Source organism: Chitinophaga polysaccharea, assembly GCF_902150045.1.
Taxonomy (GTDB): Bacteria; Bacteroidota; Bacteroidia; order Chitinophagales; family Chitinophagaceae; genus Chitinophaga; species Chitinophaga polysaccharea_A.
On record NZ_CABFVU010000002.1, the window covers coordinates 1,092,249 to 1,109,037 of the forward strand.

The window sequence follows — 16,789 nt, forward strand, 5'->3', positions numbered from 1 at the left end:
TAAAATAAAACCAAACAGCATATGAAAAAACAAATAATCCTGCCAGCGCTCGTGTTGCTCGCTGTGCAAACCATGGCACAGAACGTGGTGATCAAAGGTACTTTTGCCGGCGATACGAAGGGCAACAACAAGATCTACATTTACGGGACGGGCGTAAAGACCGATTCCGCGGTAATGACCGATGGACATTTCGAATTTACCCTTCCGTTCGAAAAATTGTTCATGCCGCTGTTCTATACGGAATATGACCTGAATATGACAGGCGGGTATGTGCCCTACGCTTTAGTGGTAGACCAGGCAGGAACCATCACGCTGTCTGGCGGCGATATTGCGAAAGGAATGAGCAGTATGAAAATCTCCGGTATGAAATCCGCCGAAGCATTCAGTCAATGGGGTGAAAGACAGGATTCAGTGTCCAGGCAGGTCCAGGAGCAGTTGAAAAAAAAGTTTGGCGACAAATGGTATACGCAGGACAATCCCAAAATTGAAGAGGCTACAAAAGAATACGAAAGGCTGCAGCGGGCCGGTATTAGCAGTGAGCTTGAAAATTTCGTCAGATCACATTCCGATTCCTATGCATCTGCTGTGGCACTGAATGGGGTATTCTCCCTGCTGGAAACATCGCAACTGGAGAAACTCTACGCAATGCTGGCCCCCCAGATGCAGCAAACAGAGGAAGGGAAAAACATAGCAAAGTTTATGCAAGGCATGAAGAATTCCGCCATCGGTAGCACTGTAAAAGATTTCACACTGAACACGCCTGAAGAAAAACCGCTCAGTTTCAGCCAGTTGAAAGGGAAATACGTACTGATCGATTTCTGGGCAAGCTGGTGCGGTCCCTGCAAGCAGTCTTTCCCACATATGAAAGAGATATACAAGAAATATAAAAGCGACAAGTTCGAGATCTACAGCATTTCTATCGATCAGGATAAGAAAGACTGGCTGAAAGGTCTGAAAGAACAAGAGCTCCCCTGGCTGCAGGCGCTGGATACGAAAGATATTTCTCAAAGCCATTTTGCGGTAACTGGCGTGCCTACAACTATCCTGATCGATCCGGCCGGCAAAATATTGCTGAAAGAAGTAGGCTTTGGCGGAAGCGATGGCCCGCTCGATAAAAAGCTCAGAGAACTCTTCGGGACCAAATAATGTTACAAAAAAATTTCCGCCTCATTTCTTCATGATCTTCACCAGCATATCCACGATGAGCCGATTGCCTTTATCAGAAGGATGCAGTCTGTTGCACATAACATCGATAGCCTCAGGCGGATAAGGGTATTTGTCCTTTGAGGGATGCCAAAGAAAAAGGGTTGCTCATTATTGAACAATCCTTTACAGAGAATAAACTCCCATCTGGTGCGGGACATGAGAGTGAGTTTCATTATAAAAATCGGAGTAGTTTTTCAGGTAGAAAGGTATCTGTTGATCAAGCCATTAGATTACTATCCCGGAACGGCATAAAGGTAAGCAGGGAAAAGGCAGAAATAATACTGGATTTCCTTTACTTGATTGCGAGGACATATAAAACGCAGAAGGAAATGATAACTTCGCAGAGTCTGAACCCTAATGAATGAATCGAACACCCGATATTAGCCTTTCCATTGCAGTTTGGCTATATGACAAATCGGGGCTTAAGAATTTCTGAAAGATCCCGAACACAATTATTGCACCACAAATGGAGCAATAAAACAATGCAAATCAGCCTGTTGATTGCATAAAAAAAGGAAACGATCAAAACCGATCGTTTCCTTTTGTGCGAAGGAGGAGATTCGAACTCCCAAGCCCTTTCAGGCACTACCACCTCAAAGTAGCGCGTCTACCAATTTCGCCACCTTCGCATCTGGTAGAATGGGGTGCAAAAATAATGGCTTTTTTAAAATAAGCAAATTTATTTATTCATATTTTCATGAAAAAGGCAATTATTTCCGCAACAGGATCCGGAAAGTGGTGCCTTTATTTATTTCGGAGGATTTTACATACAGCCGGCCCCGGTGGTATTCTTCTATGATCCGTTTGGCCAGCGACAGTCCTAATCCCCATCCCCGCTTTTTGGTGCTGAAGCCGGGTTTGAACACTTTTTCAAAGCTTAGTTTCGGGATGCCTTTACCCGTATCGGCCACATCTATTGTGATAAAGGTGGGGTGATTTTCTATGGTGATATCGATCTTTCCTTTTCCTTCCATCGCATCAAGGGCATTTTTTAACAGATTTTCCACCACCCAGTCGAAAAGCGGGGGGGAGAACATGGCGGGGAGCTCTTCTTCTGCGCTGTGAACGGTAAGCACTACTTTCTGAGGCGCTCTTTTGCGGATATAATTGGCCATGTTCTCTATCTGTGCCACGATGTCTTTCTCTTCCAGTTTGGGAACGCTTCCTATTTTGGAGAAGCGGTCGGTGATGAGTTTAAGCCGGTCCACATCTTTTGAAAGCTCTGTAACAATGGTGGCATTGGCCTCATTATCGCGCAGTATTTCCAGCCAGGCTTCCATGGACGACAGGGGAGTGCCCAGCTGGTGGGCCGTTTCTTTGGCCAGGCCTACCCATACCTGGTTTTGGGTGGCGCGGTTGGTACTGGACAGGGCAAAGAGCACAATGGCAATGAAAAGGGTCACTACTATCAGCTGGATGTACGGATAGTAGCGGATCTGCCGGAGGATCAGCGAATCGCCGTAGTAGATGTAGTTATATAATTTTTGCCTGGAATCCACTTCCATGATGAACGGCGGGTGTTGCTTTTTAAAAGCCTGCAGCTCGTTGCGGAGGAAGTTGGGGTCCTGGATGATGCGCAGGGAGTCGAGGTTACGGCTGTCCAGGATCTTACCTGTTTTGTCTGTTAGGATCAGCGGGATGGTGGTGTTGTTGGTTACAATGTCGACAGCAAGGTTCAGGTTAGCTTCAGAACCTGCCCGCAGGAGCTCGCGGTTGGCTTCCACCCAGGTGGCCACTTTTTTTCTTTCTTCTTCCTGGATATTGTGGGATAAATTACTTACAAACCAGATAGTGGTGCCAATGATCAGCACTGCTATGGAGGCCAGTACAAACTTCCAACCGATATACTGTTTAAACATACTTCTAATTTAAGCCTTATTCAGCTTACCTGATTCTGTAATGATTCGCAAATATTAGGATCGTTTGTTGCATATTTGCATCTCAAAAATAATTGTTCACGCATAAACGTAATATTCATTGTCCGTATTGCCATCCGTAGCAGTTGTGATTTTAAATTGGAATGGGAGATCTTTTCTGGAGAAGTTCCTGCCCTCTGTATGCCGGTCTACCTATGGCAACCTGCAGCTGGTGCTGGCCGACAATGCGTCCACAGACGACAGCGTGGCTTTTGTGACAGCGCATTATCCGCAGATCCGGGTTATCCGGAATCCGCATAATGATGGGTTTGCCGGAGGGTATAATGATGCCTTGCAGCATGTGCAGGCCGATATTTACGTGTTGCTGAACCAGGACGTGGAGGTGGAACCGGGTTGGATAGAGCCGGTAGTGGCCCTTATGGAACAGGATAAGCAGATAGCCGCCTGCCAGCCTAAAATGAGGGCTTACAAAGACCCGGAGGAATTCGAGTACGCAGGCGCCGCCGGCGGATGGATGGATATCCTGGGTTATACCTTTTGCCGGGGCCGGATCCTGTATACTACCGAGAAAGACAACGGGCAGTATGACGATGTACAGGATATTTTCTGGGCCACGGGGGCGGCATTGTTTATCCGTTCCGCCTGTTATCACCAGGTAGGGGGCTTCGACCGCGATTTTTTTGCACATATGGAAGAAGTGGACCTTTGCTGGCGCTTACAGCGGGCAGGTTACCGGATTTGCTACTGCCCGGATTCCAGGGTGTTTCATGTGGGAGGGGGCAGCCTGCCGCAGGGAAATCCCCGTAAGCTGTACCTGAACTTCAGGAACAACCTCATGATGCTCTGGAAGAACCTGCATAGCGAAGACCGCTGGATAGTACTGGTGCAGCGGTTTTTCCTGGACATACTGGCAGGTGTAAAAAGCCTGGTGGCGGGAAAACCAAGGGATATGACCGCCATTTACCGCGCCTATAAAGATTACTATCGCTGGCGCAGGAAGTATGTGAAGAAAGATGATCTGCCGGAGATGAAGCTGATGAAAATGAACGGCGTGTTTCATGGTATTATGATCTGGCGTTACTACTTCCTGGGGCATAAACATTTTTCTGAATTGATCTGATCAATGCTGATCTGTCTCCCGGAAAAACTTTTTATCTCCCAAAATTACCAGCGCGAAAATTCGAAAATTTCAAAATCATTATGTAGGTTTGCACCGGAAATAAACTGATTATGGAACAGAATACAGTAGAAAACAAGTACGACATCACTATAGACAAGGTTTCCCGTTCCCGCTGGCTCTTTTATGTGCAATTGTTTTGTCTGGTAGCCTTTATCCTGGGAGTTAGCTACGGACTTTATGCACACAGATACAAGGGCAAACCGGAAGTAAAGGTGCAGGAAAGTTCACTGTACAATCCGAAATATAAGTAAGCAGCCGCTTAAACATAATTATCCAGCCTCCACCGGTATTCCGGTGGAGGTTTTTTTATGCCGGTGATTCCGTTTTGCGTAAAAGAATTTCCCGATCCGATCCTGTTTTTTGCTCTTTTGAATCGACTTTTGTATCCTGGTATGATATCTACCGGTGGTTTGGTATGTTTAAACGGACGGATAAGTTAAAGAAGAAGCAGCACAAGTCGCTGTTCAGGATAGTTGTGGACAAACTGCATCTCTGGCTCGGCCTGGGCGCAGGCATTATTGTTCTTATTGTAAGCATTACCGGCTGTTTGTTTGTTTTTCAGAAAGAAGTGAATGATTTCTATTATCGTAAAATATTATATGTTACCCCGGAAAAAAGCCCCTTACATCCTGTAAGCGAGCTGAAAAAGACTGCTGAGGCTGTACTCGGTCCCGATAAACCACTGTCATCCATTACCACTTACCGGCAGCCCCACCTGGCCTGGGAATTTATGGCCTATAAAGGCAACGATACCGCGCTTACCTATTTCGGTACCCTGGAGTATTATGAATCTGTAATGATCAATCCCTATACCGGGCAGGTGACAGGAAGACTTGATCACAAGCATAATTTCTTTTCGGTGGTGAAAGGTATCCATTGGAGCTTGTTGCTGAACGATAAATACGGGCAGCCCATTGTAGGCTGGAGCACTTTTATTTTTGTGATCCTGCTGATCACCGGGTTGATTATGTGGTGGCCTAAGAAGTGGAATAAAGCCAACCGCGACAAAAGCTTTAAAATTAAATGGAAAGCCGGTTTCAAAAGGGTTAATTATGACCTGCATAATGTGCTGGGCTTTTACGCGATGCTCATAGCCCTGGTCATTGCATTTACCGGTATGGTATGGGCGTTTAAATGGTTCGAGGCTACGGTATATGTAGTGGCCGCCGGCACCACCACGCCCCCCGAAGTAAAGCAATATGAATCTGCCCAAACGCCGGTGCCTGCAGGCAGCAATCCGCTGGACATTGCTTATAGCAAGGCCCTGACAATGCTGAAAGAGGCAAAGCGCTTTTATATTTATGCTGATGAAAGGCCGAAGGGAGTGATCACCGTTACCGGGAATAAAAGCGTGGAAACCTACTACGGAAGCGACCAGCTGACGTTTGACCGGTATAGTGGCGCTTTTCTCGGAAGAAGGAATGATTCGCACAAGAACAACGGAGAGCGGTTAATAGAAATGAACTACGATATCCACGTGGGCGCTATTGGCGGCCTGCCCGGAAAGATCCTGGCATTTGTTATCAGCCTGATCTGCGCGTCTTTACCTGTAACAGGTTTTTATGTATGGTGGGGTAAACGGAAGAAGTCGAAGAAGAAGCCGGTAGTGATCCGCGAAGCACCGGTAGCGAGCACAATGTAAATAAAAAGTATTACTTATTTTTTGATGAAATGCTTCTCCCTGTTGTGTTCCAGCGAGTTGTTATACAGCGGTGAGCAAAAAAAATCCATAAAAATTCCAAAAAAAATTTTGTGTTTTCAGTCCGTTTCCTATCTTTGCAATCCCAACGAAAACGCCGCGGGGCAAAGCAAACGAAAGAATGCGCTTCGATGGGAAAAGTTCTTAAAATAAGAAAGTTTTTAATACCTGCGAAAGTAGCTCATTTGGTAGAGCACGACCTTGCCAAGGTCGGGGTGGCCGGTTCGAGCCCGGTCTTTCGCTCCAGTTTTTTATAAAGTTCTTAATACATCTGCGAAAGTAGCTCATTTGGTAGAGCACGACCTTGCCAAGGTCGGGGTGGCCGGTTCGAGCCCGGTCTTTCGCTCTAAAGCCTGACTGATCATTCAGCCGGGCTTTTTTTATGCCTGCAAACGAGGCTGGCATTGGCCTCTCCCGCAACAGAAGAGGCCTGCTTTTATAATGCAATTAATAATCCCCGCTGGCGCCACCGCCCCCACCGGAGCCGCCTCCAAACTGTATATCATTGGTAGTAGCAGGCTGGGCGCCCGGCACATAAGTTTGTGCAATAATGAGGGATTCCAGCTTTAATTTATCTGCAAGGGAAGGATCTTCCGTTTCCACATAAGTAAACCCATGTTTGGGCGTTTTCAGGTAACGGATCAATGCCCAGGCGCCAACGGTAAGTACAAGTCCGCCCAGCACCATGGCTGTTTCCAGCGGGAGCACGCTATGGTAATATCTCACGGTAAATACAATAGCAGCCAGCAATATCATCCCGGTGCGCAGTAACACTGCATCTTTTTTATGGATGCCCAGCCACAGGTATACCAGTGGAACAACCGCTGTATAGGCCCAGAAGAACAAAGCGCCGGGAATGCTTTGCCCGTCCTGCAGCTGCAGGCCAAACATAACATTGCTCAGCTCTCTTACCACATAATAGTTACCAGCCAGGTAAAGCGTGAGTAAGGAAAGCACGGATATAACCGTGAGGCAGTGTTTATAATGCCTGCTGAAATGATATCCCGATATTTTTTTTACAGCAACATACACGGTAAAGGATATTACCATGATAAGGAAAGGCATAATGATTTTGGCAACAGGCCCCAGCTCCATGGCTACCGTAAATATAAAACCCAGGAAGGCCAGGTAGGATACTCCAGCCATCACCATATCCGCAAAGCGTAAGGTGGCCAACAGGGTAACAAAGCATACCACAAAGCAGATGGTGCCGGCAGAAACATGATCAACTATGGCCATGCTGCTGCAAATCAGTAAAACGGCTCCCCACAGCAGGGCATCGTCTACGCCTGCACGAAATAATTTCTTCTCCCTGATAAACAACTCCAGGACGCCGTAGCATACCAGTCCTGCAAGGATACACAGCCCGGCGAAGCCATCTTCATTCCGGAGAAGATCAAGCATCATCAGCGATAACAAGCCAAGCGAAAAGGACACGATAACAACGGTAAGTATAAACAGCCCTATCTTGATCACCGGGTTAGGCGTATAGAAATTTACCGGGTGTGCAGCCTCAATGGCTTTGTAGGTAGATAGCTCTATACAATTTTTGCGCAGTGCTTTTTCTGCTTCTTCTTTTATTTCAAGGTTATCGAGTGTTGTGGAATTATACGCGAGCATGTTTGATTTTTTTGTTGAGGTTAATCAGTAACACAATTACACCAATGGCGGAGGCAATGAAATACAACAGTCCGAGGTATATACCGCCAATATCATTTGTTAAAATAAGCAAGCGCACCACGGCAATGCTTATAGCCACATAACTATACAGCACGGTGATGAGCACGAAGTAAAAAGACCGTTCTTTAAATGCTTCCTGGTACAGGAAGTATGCAACAACTGCCATAAATGCAAACCAGGCAATCCAGCCTGTGTCAAACACGATCATGCCTGCCACAGAGGCAATGAAAATAATATGCGCACCGAAATTCTGATAGGTAAAGGCAAAATGTTTTTTAAGATTTTTCCGGGCAGATATAAGCGCCAGCGAAAGCAGGAGCACACCAAGTATGGCGCCGGTATAGATAAGCCGCTCGTTGCCAAAGTCGTTGGCCGACAGCACCTGGAAAGGTGTGAGCGCAATACCCATCCAGGCTGCCAGGTTGGTGATGGCCATAGACAGTACCCCCAGGTGATCGAAATAATAAGCGCTTACCGTGAGTACGGCCAGCGGGATAAAGGTAGCTAATCCATAAGCAGTGCCAAAGGCAGTATACTGGAACTGCAGGTAACCCACAAAAGTAACAAAGGTAAGACAGCCTAACAGTAACGCATAATCGAAAAAGGCGTTGGGCGAATTTACTTTCTCCCATGAAAAGGGCGCTTTTTTCCGGATACAATAGCTGAAACAACCGGCGCTGATAGCCCCAATGATCAGCAGTATCACCTGGTGGCCAATGGTATCGATATTTTTATAGATCAGGATACCTAAGCCGCCGCTCAGCAACAGTACGCCGAGATAAAGCAATGTTTTGATTTCCCAGTGGAGGGAGAATAGCCGCTGATCTTCCGCAGCTTTCACTGCCCCAAGCTCCGTGTCATTTATCAGTTCCGCTGCACGGAGTTTTTCAAATACTTTGATATTCATAGATGGCGTTAAGAAGTTGGAATTAACAATCATTACACGCTGCAATATACAATATCAGGCGGCAAAATTTACTGGCTTCGGTGTATAACTCATCCAGGCAGGTTTCACACGGGCGCCACTTTCCCAATTAACACTCCCATGCATGCTACCGTTGGGAATTTTTGGCCGATAACATCTACGACTATGAGCCGACCAGCATTACAGACAACATAGAGGCGGCTATTACACCTGTGAGCCAGCGGTTAAAGGATTGGCGCAGGATGCCGGATGGTTCCTATGTACAGGCGTTACTTCCAACGGTCAACCAGACAGGAAACTAATATGGGAAAACCGGGAAATATAGTAGTTGGGATATGCGGGTCTTATTTTATCACGGAATGCAGCCAGATGTAACGGTGTATCCTTTCGCAAGTAGCCATAACTATAACAGCGGGGGCAGAAAGTTGGTAACTACAGCCTGGCGCCAAACGCGCCTGAGGGTATTATAAATAAGTTTTGGGATTGGGGGGGGTGAAAACATTGGGGCCTTTGAGCAGGTTACTTTCGTGCTGAATCTGTCGCTGGTGGAATATATCGCTTTTACCTGGTGTGGGATCTTTTATCCTGGTTTATTTCGTTGAAGTCAATATAATATATATAAGCATAGTACTACGGTATAAATATACAAGTTTAAGACCAACTGCCGTTTTATGTCTTATCTTCGGAAAGAAGTGGTTAACCTGGACCCCAGAAAACTTTACCTATTTGTAAGGATTAATTTACCAACCATAAACAATAAGACTATGAAGTTTAATTTTAAAGTGGTTAGTGTGGCATTCGCCAGCATTGCTTTAGCGCTTTCCTGTACCAAAGAAAAAGCAAACGAGGATGCTCCTGTATATAAAGTAAGAAAACACACTATCAGGGATTTTACAAAAGGAGTTATGACCATCGAATATACAGATGGGACTAAGAGTATTGAGAAAATTCCAATTGATTCCACACCTTTTGTAACACAGGAGAGTTTGAGTAGTGGTAGAATAGAAGGTGAAACATCGGTGGAGGCTACTTTTCCAGAAGCTCCTATACCAACGCCAGAGTATCCTATTGGAAAATATCCTGGTATTATTTATTATAGGGAAGATGAAAAGGATGGAATTGGGCCTCAAGTATAGACCCGACCCCACGTAACTTTACTTAAAGCAGAAAATTTGATAGTAGGATTCGCGAGGCCCTGGGTAGAAATTACAAGAAACAAGTCTGCTTATTATCGCTATGGGGGTTATTATGTAACACGGACTGCTACTATTATAGGGTTAACGTTTGTTCCTGGTCTTATTAATGTACCAGTTTCAATATGCGAGTGGAATTACTATATTAGTTGTTACTTTGTATATGCTCCATATTCACCACCTAAGACCGAACAGGAGTATTTTACGGATATTAGGATTTGTAAATAATTTTGTTTTAAAGGTCAAATCATGGAGCATCAAACAACTATAAAGTATAGGGACGGAAGTGGCCCTCATGAAAGCGTTTTCTCATTCGCTGTTAACGAAATAAAGAATAAGTCTGAAAAAGCGGGAACGCCTATCGCAGACGATGAAATTGCAGAAGCGCTTTTGATTACTCGTGAAGAGTATTCCAAATATTTAACCGCAGATTCGTGCCCTTTGGAAATTCTGCAATTACTGGCCACAAAATTTAAAGATTTTTCTACTCTTGAGATAGTGGAGTTTTCTTCTTATGAAAGAGCAATTCAACCACCTCCCACACCCGATCCAGATGAACCAGATGATGAGTAGTTCAATTTGAAAAGAGGTATAAGTTTTATTCAATGTTCAAAAGAGACTGTCTCAAAAGTAATCTGAAGGCCTTGAGAATTGCTTAAACGAAAATTCTCTCCATCAGGTACCCGAATAAAATCGGGAAAAAATTACTTTTGAGACAGCCTCTTTGTTCTCAATAAATTCTTTAGACTTCTTTACCGTGCAGTGCCGTCCAGGCAGGTATAAATACTCGGTTACAGATTTGATTCATAACCAATCTGCAACCAGCACTATACATGATTCCGGTGGGTTACTAACAAATGAGGTACCTGATTGTGGACACATTAACTTACCTCTAAAATCTTGGAAACGCTTAAAAGTCCAGACAAATCATGATATCAATTTGTTTATTGATGAATTAAAAAAGACTATGAAAGGAAATAAGGATTTTTCCGGAAAGGATAACTGGTGAACCGCCTAATACTAACCGCGAATATTTCTGATTGTCAATATAACATACATATACATTACAATTCTATTTATTCTTTTATTGGCCTCCAGATTAGTCATAAAATTTATTTGCTACGTCTATCTCCTCTATGATGGCTCACAAAGCATACATTATTTCATTGCAACGCACAAAACTATATTTTTGAGATATAGAAATGAACAGCAGCGCAGCTTTTATCAAATCAACAATATAAATATGAAAACATACCAGGCTTCCATATTATCTGCTTTGACCTGCGAATTAGGCGAAGGGGCCTGCTGGTGGAAGGAAAGGAACAGCTGGTGTTGGGTGGATATACTTGGCTTTACCATTTATATACGGGATGCAAAAGGTTTTCAGCAACGGTTTGACACCGGCGGTTATGTAACCACACTGGCGCCGGTAGCCGGCAGGAATGAACTGGTGGCAGGATTAAAAGATGGCATTGCATTTTTTTCGCCGGAGCAGGGAATGGGCAGTCGTATCGCTGTACTGGAAGAACACAGGGGGGTGCGCTGCAACGATGGCAAATGTGATCCCGCTGGCAGGTTGTGGATTGGTACGATGCAGATGCCACCCGAAGAAGGGACCGGCAATCTTTATTGTATCAGCGGAAAGGCCGCACCGGAGCTGAAACTGGCCGGTGTTACCATTTCCAATGGGCTGGTATGGGCAGGAAACAAAATGTATTATAACGACACGCATACACGTACAGTACAGGAATTCAGTTACGATGAATCAACAGGCGCCATTGCCTTTACAAGGGTGGCAGTACGCATTCCGCCGGAACTGGGCTGGCCGGATGGAATGGCTATAGATAGTGAAGGCATGCTATGGATTGCTCATTGGGGCGGCTATGGCGTGTATCGCTGGAATCCTGTAACAGGTGAATTGCTGGGAAAGGTGGAAGTGCCGGCACCACATGTATCTTCCTGCGCTTTCGGTGGCCCGGGAATGGATGAGATGCTGATCACTACCGCCCGGGAGCATATGACTGCCGAACAGATGGCTGAATATCCCCTTAGTGGTAGTGTGTTTCACGTGAGACTTCCAATTAAAGGCTTACCAGCCAACTACTTTAGGTATTAGTTATTTTTACATGTTATTGTTTCACGGTTTTCTGCTATATTATTAGTATATTTGCAGACGGAATCGGCTTTTTCAGGGTACTTTAATACCATTCGTACTATCTTATTTCGACTTTCCCTTTGCAGATACTTCCCTTAGTATTCTACCGCTAGAAACATCATGTAAAAAATAATTATGATCATGAAGGATTTTAAAATCATTGACAACAAAGAGGCCAGGCAGTTTGAGGCGCATATTGCCGGACAGCTGGCTAAAGTAATTTATGAGAGGAATGGAACCCGTATTTTCCTGACCGGGGCTGAAGTGCCGCCGGTGCTGGAAAAGCAAGGTGTGTTACCAATGATGCTGGGAAAGGTTATGGAGGAAATTTCTGCACAGAATATCCGCATGGTGCCGTCCAGTAAAAAAGTAGCAGAATTTGTTCGCAGTAATCCTAAATGGAAAACCCTGCTGGCGCACGGTTTACATATATAGCTCTTTATTTTACATTTGACATTTAGTTATTTAATTATTTGCCGGCCCGTCTGTATCATCAGAGAGTAAGAATGGCGGAAGATTCATCAGACACAGATACCAGTCAAATAACTAAATAACTAAATATTCAAATGTCCTCTTACCTGATCCCCATCTTCGCCTTTACTGCACCCATCAGGTCGTCGGCTTCTGCGGATACTAATACCGCGTCTCTGGAGTTATCAATCACCAGCGTATAGCCCTTTTCGTTAGCTACCGCCTTTAAAATCTTTTTTGCCTTATCCAGGATAGGTGCCAGCAACTGCTGCTCCCTGCTACTCATGGCCTGTTCAGACATCTCTTTATATTTTTGGATATTGGCAGATAATGATTTGATCTCGTTAAGCTTAACTTCTTTCAGCGTTTCGCTTATTTTGTTCTGCGTGCTGTCGTATTCCGTCACTTTTCTCGTGTACTCGGCTACCAGCTGCTGCCCGTCTGTATTTAATTTATCCTGTAAAATATTCAGAGAATCCCCTGCCAGTTTACTTTCCGGCATCATGGCAATCATTTGCTGAAAATTGATATAGCCCGTTTTGGATTGGGCCAAAAGAACAGTTTTCCCTAACAGTAAAATGCAAAGTGTACAGATATATTTCATCCGGGATAATTTCTACAATGATAATAGTCCAGTTGTGAAATATTCTTTAACACGAATATAAAGTAATGTTAAAGTAACGCGGGAAATTGTCTTGGGACACTGATTTAGATGATTATGATGATTCTGCTGATTAAGATACCAGTTAATAATAACCATTAATTTTACTTGATAACGTTTATGTTATGAATGTAATTTTATATTATGTTTAGAAAAATATCAACGGAATCATCATAATCATCTAAATCAGTGTCCCAAGACAATTTCCGCGTAGGGGTAAACGCATAGAAAGGTGTCGTATAATAAATCAGTTCAATTGGCAGAAGGAATTATATTTGACGTTAGATATCAAACCCTGGGCATGGAATTTATAAATCCGGCTAACGCTGCAGTACCGGTAATAGAAAACTCATTAACATTTGAACAGGTTTTTAAAACTCATTTTAAAGGCTTGCATGCCTATGCATGTACATTATTAAAAGACGAAGTGATGGCAGAAGAGATGGTACAGAATGTCTTTTGTAAACTGTGGGAAAAATCAGGTGATATAAAGATAAAGCAATCTGTTTCGGGATACCTGTACCGGGCGGTATATCATGAATGTATTAATTACCTGCGGCATCAGAAAGTAAAAGCAGCCCACCAGGCGCACACAAAGTACCAGATGAGCAACGACCAGGATATTGGAAACGCATCAGGCAAGGTAATGTTGCGTGAACTGGAAGAGAAGCTGGAAGTAGCTTTGATGGCGTTGCCGGAGAAATGCCGTACCGTTTTTCAGCTCAGCCGCTTTGAAGAACTGAAATACCAGGAAATAGCAGATCGCCTGGATATCTCTATAAAAACTGTGGAAAACCAGATGGGTAAGGCATTGCGCTTACTACGGCTCAACCTGGTGGATTTCCTGCCCTTGTTAATAATTTTGCTCCACCTGTAAAAGTGCTTCCGTGAAAAATACATCTACACATATAAATGACGACCTGCTGGTAAAACATCTGCTGGATATCACCACACCATCCGAAAAGGCAGCTGTAACCGCATGGCTGGCAGAGAAAGCGGAGCACCAGCGCTACTTTGAACATTTCCGCCTGATATGGGAAGAGAGCCGGAAACTGGCTGCTGTAAGCACTGTGAATGAAAACGACGCATGGTCGCGCTTTCAGCAACGGGTAGGAGCCGACGAAAATACTACCCGCATTGTAAAAATGGATACGGGCTTCGCCTGGCGACCTATTCTCCGGATTGCAGCAGTACTCATTATCATGATAGGCGCTGCCGGCGCGTGGTATATTTCCAGCCAGCGTAACGCCCCGTTAGTCGTAAGCTCAGGCGAACAAATTAAACAGGATGTGCTGCCGGACGGCTCACAGGTAACGCTGAATAAACAATCTACCATCACCTATGCAGGCGATAATAAACAACGCCTGGTAAAACTGGAAGGAGAAGCATTTTTTAACGTGACGCAGGATCCGGGCAAACCCTTTGTGATCAAAGTAAATGATGTGACGGTACGGGTACTGGGCACTTCCTTCAATGTTAAAAGTACACGCGGCAAAACCGAAGTAATTGTGGAAACCGGTGCCGTGGAAGTAACCAAGAACAAGAACAGTGTGCAGCTGAAACAACATGAAAAAGCAGTGGTAACCGAGCAGCAGGAAGCGCCCAGCAAGCAAAGCAATACAGATGAACTGTACAGCTATTACCGCACCCAAACGTTTGTGTGCAACAATACTCCTTTATGGAAGCTGGTAGAGATCCTCAATGAAGCGTATGGTGTAAACATCGTTATTGCTAACAATGACAAACGCGATTTACAGATTAATTCTACCTTTACCAACAGTTCGCTGGATAGTACTTTAAAAGTGATCGGGCTTACTTATGAGATTGCCGTTGAAAAACAGGGATCACAAATTACACTGAAATAATAGCCTTCGTACTGTATGTTACCACCTAAGCATTTGCTGACATTTTTATTTGTTTGTTGTTTTTCATTACCACTGGCTGCACAGCAGCTGCTTAATAAAACGGTCAGCATCGACGTAAAGCAACGGCCGCTTTCGGAAGTACTGACCACTATCAGCAAACAGGGGGATTTTTATTTCTCCTATCTCAGTACTATCCTCCCGCAGGACAGCCTGGTGAACATCTCCGTAAAAAATAAAAGTGTAAAACAGGTACTCGATATTTTATTCAACGGTGATTTTGTATATAAAGAATCAGGGAACTATATCATCCTGTTGAAAAAAACACAGGGACAGGTTTACTACCTGATCAGCGGGATAGTCACGGACCGGAAAACAGGACAACGGCTACCCAATGCGAGTGTGTATGAACGACAGCAACTCATTTCTACACTAACAAACAACGACGGCTACTTCAGGCTGCGGTTAAGGGATAAATATCCTACCGCAGCCATTAGTGTTAGTAAGGACCTCTATGCAGATACCTCTTTGCTGCTTACCACAGGCTACGACCAGGAGATAGCGGTAAGCATTGCCCCTGCTACATACCAGCTGAAAGTGGTGGATATTACCGGGCATGCACGGGTAGAAAAAACCTGGTTGGGAAATATGTTTTTATCCTCCCGTCAGAAATTAACCAGTTTGAATATTGGCGGCTTCCTGGCTGATAAGCCTTACCAGGTATCGCTTACACCGGGCCTGGGTACGCATGGCCGGATGAGCGGGCAGGTAGTGAATAAATTTTCTATGAATATGCTGGGCGGTTATGCTGCAGGGGTAGATGGTGTGGAAATAGGCACCGTGTTCAATATTGTGAAAAATGATATGCAGCATGTACAGGTGTCGGGCCTGGTAAATATTGTGGGAGGAAAAACGAAGGGCGTTCAGCTGGCAGGGTTGCACAACAATGTGCTGGATTCCATGAAAGGCTTGCAGGTAGCAGGTGTTAGCAATATTACGGAGGGAAATATGGAAGGCGTGCAGCTTACCGGCGCTATTGGCCAGGTGCGTAAGAATATGGAGGGCGTATCCGTTAGTGGCATAGGCGGTATTAACCGCGGCCATACGCAGGGCTGGCTGGTGGCAGGTGCATTCACCTATAACGGCAAAAACCTTGATGGGCTGCAGTTGAGCGGCCTTGGCAACTACAATAAAGAAGACGCTCACGGCGCCCAGATTGCAGGCGTAGGCAACATCAACCGCGGAGTGATGAAAGGGGTGCAGATTGCCAGCATTTTTAACTATGCAAAACAAATGGACGGGGTACAGATTGGCCTGGTGAATATTGCAGATACGGTAAACGGGTACAGTATCGGCATCATCAGTATTGTGCGCAGGGGTTATAAGAAAGTAGTATTGTTCAGCACGGATGTGCTGCCGTTTAATATTGCCTGGAAAACCGGTCGCAGTGAGCTGTATAGCATCCTGCTGGGAGGCGCCGACTTCGGTGAAAACAGCAAGGCGTGGTCGCTGGGTTACGGCATAGGAAAAATTATTCCATTCAATAAAAGATTGTCTTTATCCACCGAAATCACCGGGCAGAATCTTTTCCTGGGCGCCTGGGAAAACGATGCACAGATTTTCCGTATACAACCTTCTCTCAATATAAAATTATCCAAACGGATCACCCTGTTCGCAGGACCTGCGCTGGCTATTTATACAGATGATTCAGTAGTGCCCATGCCGGGTTATAAGTCCACCGATTTTGGCGCGCACTATCCCTCTTTTAAGATAGGTAATGCTGTTACCGGATGGTTGGGATGGCAGGCTGGCATCAGCCTTTTTTAATTTCAATTTTTGCATAGGGGTATAAGTTCTTCAACGTGTCGTTATACAGTACG

At 44.8% G+C, this 16,789-nt stretch carries 16 protein-coding genes and 3 tRNA genes; 14 read left to right on the forward strand and 5 right to left on the reverse strand.

Features of this window, described 5'->3' with window-relative positions; genetic code table 11:
* Positions 1-21 precede the first annotated feature (21 nt).
* Positions 22-1,146, forward strand: coding sequence for a TlpA disulfide reductase family protein (locus tag FN124_RS19185; protein ID WP_142686368.1), 1,125 nt, complete (start codon positions 22-24; stop codon positions 1,144-1,146).
* 605 nt (positions 1,147-1,751) lie between these two features.
* Here the strand turns inward: FN124_RS19185 and FN124_RS19195 are convergent.
* Positions 1,752-1,835, reverse strand: a tRNA-Leu gene (locus FN124_RS19195).
* Between the two features lie 81 nt (positions 1,836-1,916).
* A complete protein-coding gene (locus FN124_RS19200; RefSeq protein WP_142686370.1) occupies positions 1,917-3,065 on the reverse strand; it encodes a sensor histidine kinase in 1,149 nt (382 codons plus the stop codon).
* Positions 3,066-3,192: 127 nt separating this feature from the next.
* Here FN124_RS19200 and FN124_RS19205 point away from each other — a divergent pair, with 127 nt between their 5' ends.
* The 5 genes from FN124_RS19205 to FN124_RS19225 all read left to right on the forward strand — a co-directional run bounded on the left by FN124_RS19205 (position 3,193) and on the right by FN124_RS19225 (position 6,308).
* The gene (locus tag FN124_RS19205; RefSeq protein ID WP_260607541.1) at positions 3,193-4,203 is read left to right on the forward strand and encodes a glycosyltransferase family 2 protein; all 1,011 of its coding nucleotides are present in this window, start codon (positions 3,193-3,195) and stop codon (positions 4,201-4,203) included.
* Between the two features lie 110 nt (positions 4,204-4,313).
* On the forward strand, positions 4,314-4,514 hold the full coding sequence (locus FN124_RS19210) for a hypothetical protein (protein ID WP_142686372.1): 201 nt from the start codon (positions 4,314-4,316) through the stop codon (positions 4,512-4,514).
* A gap of 164 nt (positions 4,515-4,678) precedes the next feature.
* The gene (locus tag FN124_RS19215) at positions 4,679-5,905 is read left to right on the forward strand and encodes a PepSY-associated TM helix domain-containing protein (RefSeq protein ID WP_142686373.1); all 1,227 of its coding nucleotides are present in this window, start codon (positions 4,679-4,681) and stop codon (positions 5,903-5,905) included.
* A 227-nt stretch (positions 5,906-6,132) separates the two neighbouring features.
* A tRNA-Gly gene (locus FN124_RS19220) sits at positions 6,133-6,208 on the forward strand.
* 27 nt (positions 6,209-6,235) lie between these two features.
* Positions 6,236-6,308 (forward strand) — tRNA-Gly (locus FN124_RS19225).
* Positions 6,309-6,409: 101 nt separating this feature from the next.
* Here the strand turns inward: FN124_RS19225 and FN124_RS19230 are convergent.
* Positions 6,410-7,582: a hypothetical protein gene (locus tag FN124_RS19230; protein WP_142686374.1), complete on the reverse strand. Its 1,173-nt coding sequence runs from the start codon at positions 7,580-7,582 to the stop codon at positions 6,410-6,412.
* Complete coding sequence (locus tag FN124_RS19235; protein WP_142686375.1) at positions 7,569-8,549, reverse strand: DUF2157 domain-containing protein; 981 nt, start codon at positions 8,547-8,549, stop codon at positions 7,569-7,571. The genes FN124_RS19230 and FN124_RS19235 overlap by 14 nt, the downstream gene beginning before the upstream one ends.
* Before the next feature lie 161 nt (positions 8,550-8,710).
* Between FN124_RS19235 and FN124_RS30925 the strand changes: the two genes are divergently transcribed.
* From FN124_RS30925 to FN124_RS19255, 5 genes are all read left to right on the forward strand, one after another.
* A complete protein-coding gene (locus FN124_RS30925; RefSeq protein ID WP_185937269.1) occupies positions 8,711-8,869 on the forward strand; it encodes a hypothetical protein in 159 nt (52 codons plus the stop codon).
* 462 nt (positions 8,870-9,331) lie between these two features.
* The gene (locus FN124_RS19240) at positions 9,332-9,703 is read left to right on the forward strand and encodes a hypothetical protein (protein ID WP_142686376.1); all 372 of its coding nucleotides are present in this window, start codon (positions 9,332-9,334) and stop codon (positions 9,701-9,703) included.
* 306 nt (positions 9,704-10,009) lie between these two features.
* A complete protein-coding gene (locus FN124_RS19245) occupies positions 10,010-10,333 on the forward strand; it encodes a hypothetical protein (protein WP_142686377.1) in 324 nt (107 codons plus the stop codon).
* Between the two features lie 670 nt (positions 10,334-11,003).
* Positions 11,004-11,876 (forward strand): SMP-30/gluconolactonase/LRE family protein, encoded by an 873-nt coding sequence (locus FN124_RS19250; RefSeq protein WP_142686378.1) that lies wholly within the window; start codon positions 11,004-11,006, stop codon positions 11,874-11,876.
* 180 nt (positions 11,877-12,056) lie between these two features.
* Entirely contained in the window at positions 12,057-12,350 is a 294-nt protein-coding gene (locus tag FN124_RS19255) for a GNAT family N-acetyltransferase (protein ID WP_185937270.1), read from the forward strand.
* A 139-nt stretch (positions 12,351-12,489) separates the two neighbouring features.
* Here FN124_RS19255 and FN124_RS19260 read toward each other — a convergent pair whose 3' ends face one another.
* A complete protein-coding gene (locus FN124_RS19260) occupies positions 12,490-12,939 on the reverse strand; it encodes an OmpH/Skp family outer membrane protein (RefSeq protein ID WP_185937271.1) in 450 nt (149 codons plus the stop codon).
* A gap of 409 nt (positions 12,940-13,348) precedes the next feature.
* On the opposite strand from FN124_RS19260, the gene FN124_RS19265 reads away from it, so the two are divergent.
* From FN124_RS19265 to FN124_RS19275, 3 genes are read left to right on the forward strand one after another with little or no spacing between them, the layout of a single operon-like run.
* Positions 13,349-13,924 (forward strand): RNA polymerase sigma-70 factor, encoded by a 576-nt coding sequence (locus tag FN124_RS19265; protein ID WP_142686381.1) that lies wholly within the window; start codon positions 13,349-13,351, stop codon positions 13,922-13,924.
* A gap of 10 nt (positions 13,925-13,934) precedes the next feature.
* Positions 13,935-14,912 (forward strand): FecR family protein, encoded by a 978-nt coding sequence (locus FN124_RS19270; RefSeq protein ID WP_142686382.1) that lies wholly within the window; start codon positions 13,935-13,937, stop codon positions 14,910-14,912.
* A gap of 15 nt (positions 14,913-14,927) precedes the next feature.
* On the forward strand, positions 14,928-16,736 hold the full coding sequence (locus tag FN124_RS19275) for an STN and carboxypeptidase regulatory-like domain-containing protein (protein ID WP_142686383.1): 1,809 nt from the start codon (positions 14,928-14,930) through the stop codon (positions 16,734-16,736).
* Positions 16,737-16,789 lie beyond the last annotated feature (53 nt).

What these genes read in the sequence shown, in the direction of transcription:
- FN124_RS19185 (WP_142686368.1), top strand. Translation starts at nt 22, where the DNA reads ATGAAAAAACAAATAATCCTGCCAGCGCTCGTGTTGCTCGCTGTGCAA.
- FN124_RS19200 (WP_142686370.1), bottom strand. Translation starts at nt 3,065, where the DNA reads ATGTTTAAACAGTATATCGGTTGGAAGTTTGTACTGGCCTCCATAGCA.
- FN124_RS19210 (WP_142686372.1), top strand. Translation starts at nt 4,314, where the DNA reads ATGGAACAGAATACAGTAGAAAACAAGTACGACATCACTATAGACAAG.
- FN124_RS19215 (WP_142686373.1), top strand. Translation starts at nt 4,679, where the DNA reads ATGTTTAAACGGACGGATAAGTTAAAGAAGAAGCAGCACAAGTCGCTG.
- FN124_RS19230 (WP_142686374.1), bottom strand. Translation starts at nt 7,582, where the DNA reads ATGCTCGCGTATAATTCCACAACACTCGATAACCTTGAAATAAAAGAA.
- FN124_RS19235 (WP_142686375.1), bottom strand. Translation starts at nt 8,549, where the DNA reads ATGAATATCAAAGTATTTGAAAAACTCCGTGCAGCGGAACTGATAAAT.
- FN124_RS19240 (WP_142686376.1), top strand. Translation starts at nt 9,332, where the DNA reads ATGAAGTTTAATTTTAAAGTGGTTAGTGTGGCATTCGCCAGCATTGCT.
- FN124_RS19245 (WP_142686377.1), top strand. Translation starts at nt 10,010, where the DNA reads ATGGAGCATCAAACAACTATAAAGTATAGGGACGGAAGTGGCCCTCAT.
- FN124_RS19250 (WP_142686378.1), top strand. Translation starts at nt 11,004, where the DNA reads ATGAAAACATACCAGGCTTCCATATTATCTGCTTTGACCTGCGAATTA.
- FN124_RS19255 (WP_185937270.1), top strand. Translation starts at nt 12,057, where the DNA reads ATGAAGGATTTTAAAATCATTGACAACAAAGAGGCCAGGCAGTTTGAG.
- FN124_RS19265 (WP_142686381.1), top strand. Translation starts at nt 13,349, where the DNA reads ATGGAATTTATAAATCCGGCTAACGCTGCAGTACCGGTAATAGAAAAC.
- FN124_RS19275 (WP_142686383.1), top strand. Translation starts at nt 14,928, where the DNA reads ATGTTACCACCTAAGCATTTGCTGACATTTTTATTTGTTTGTTGTTTT.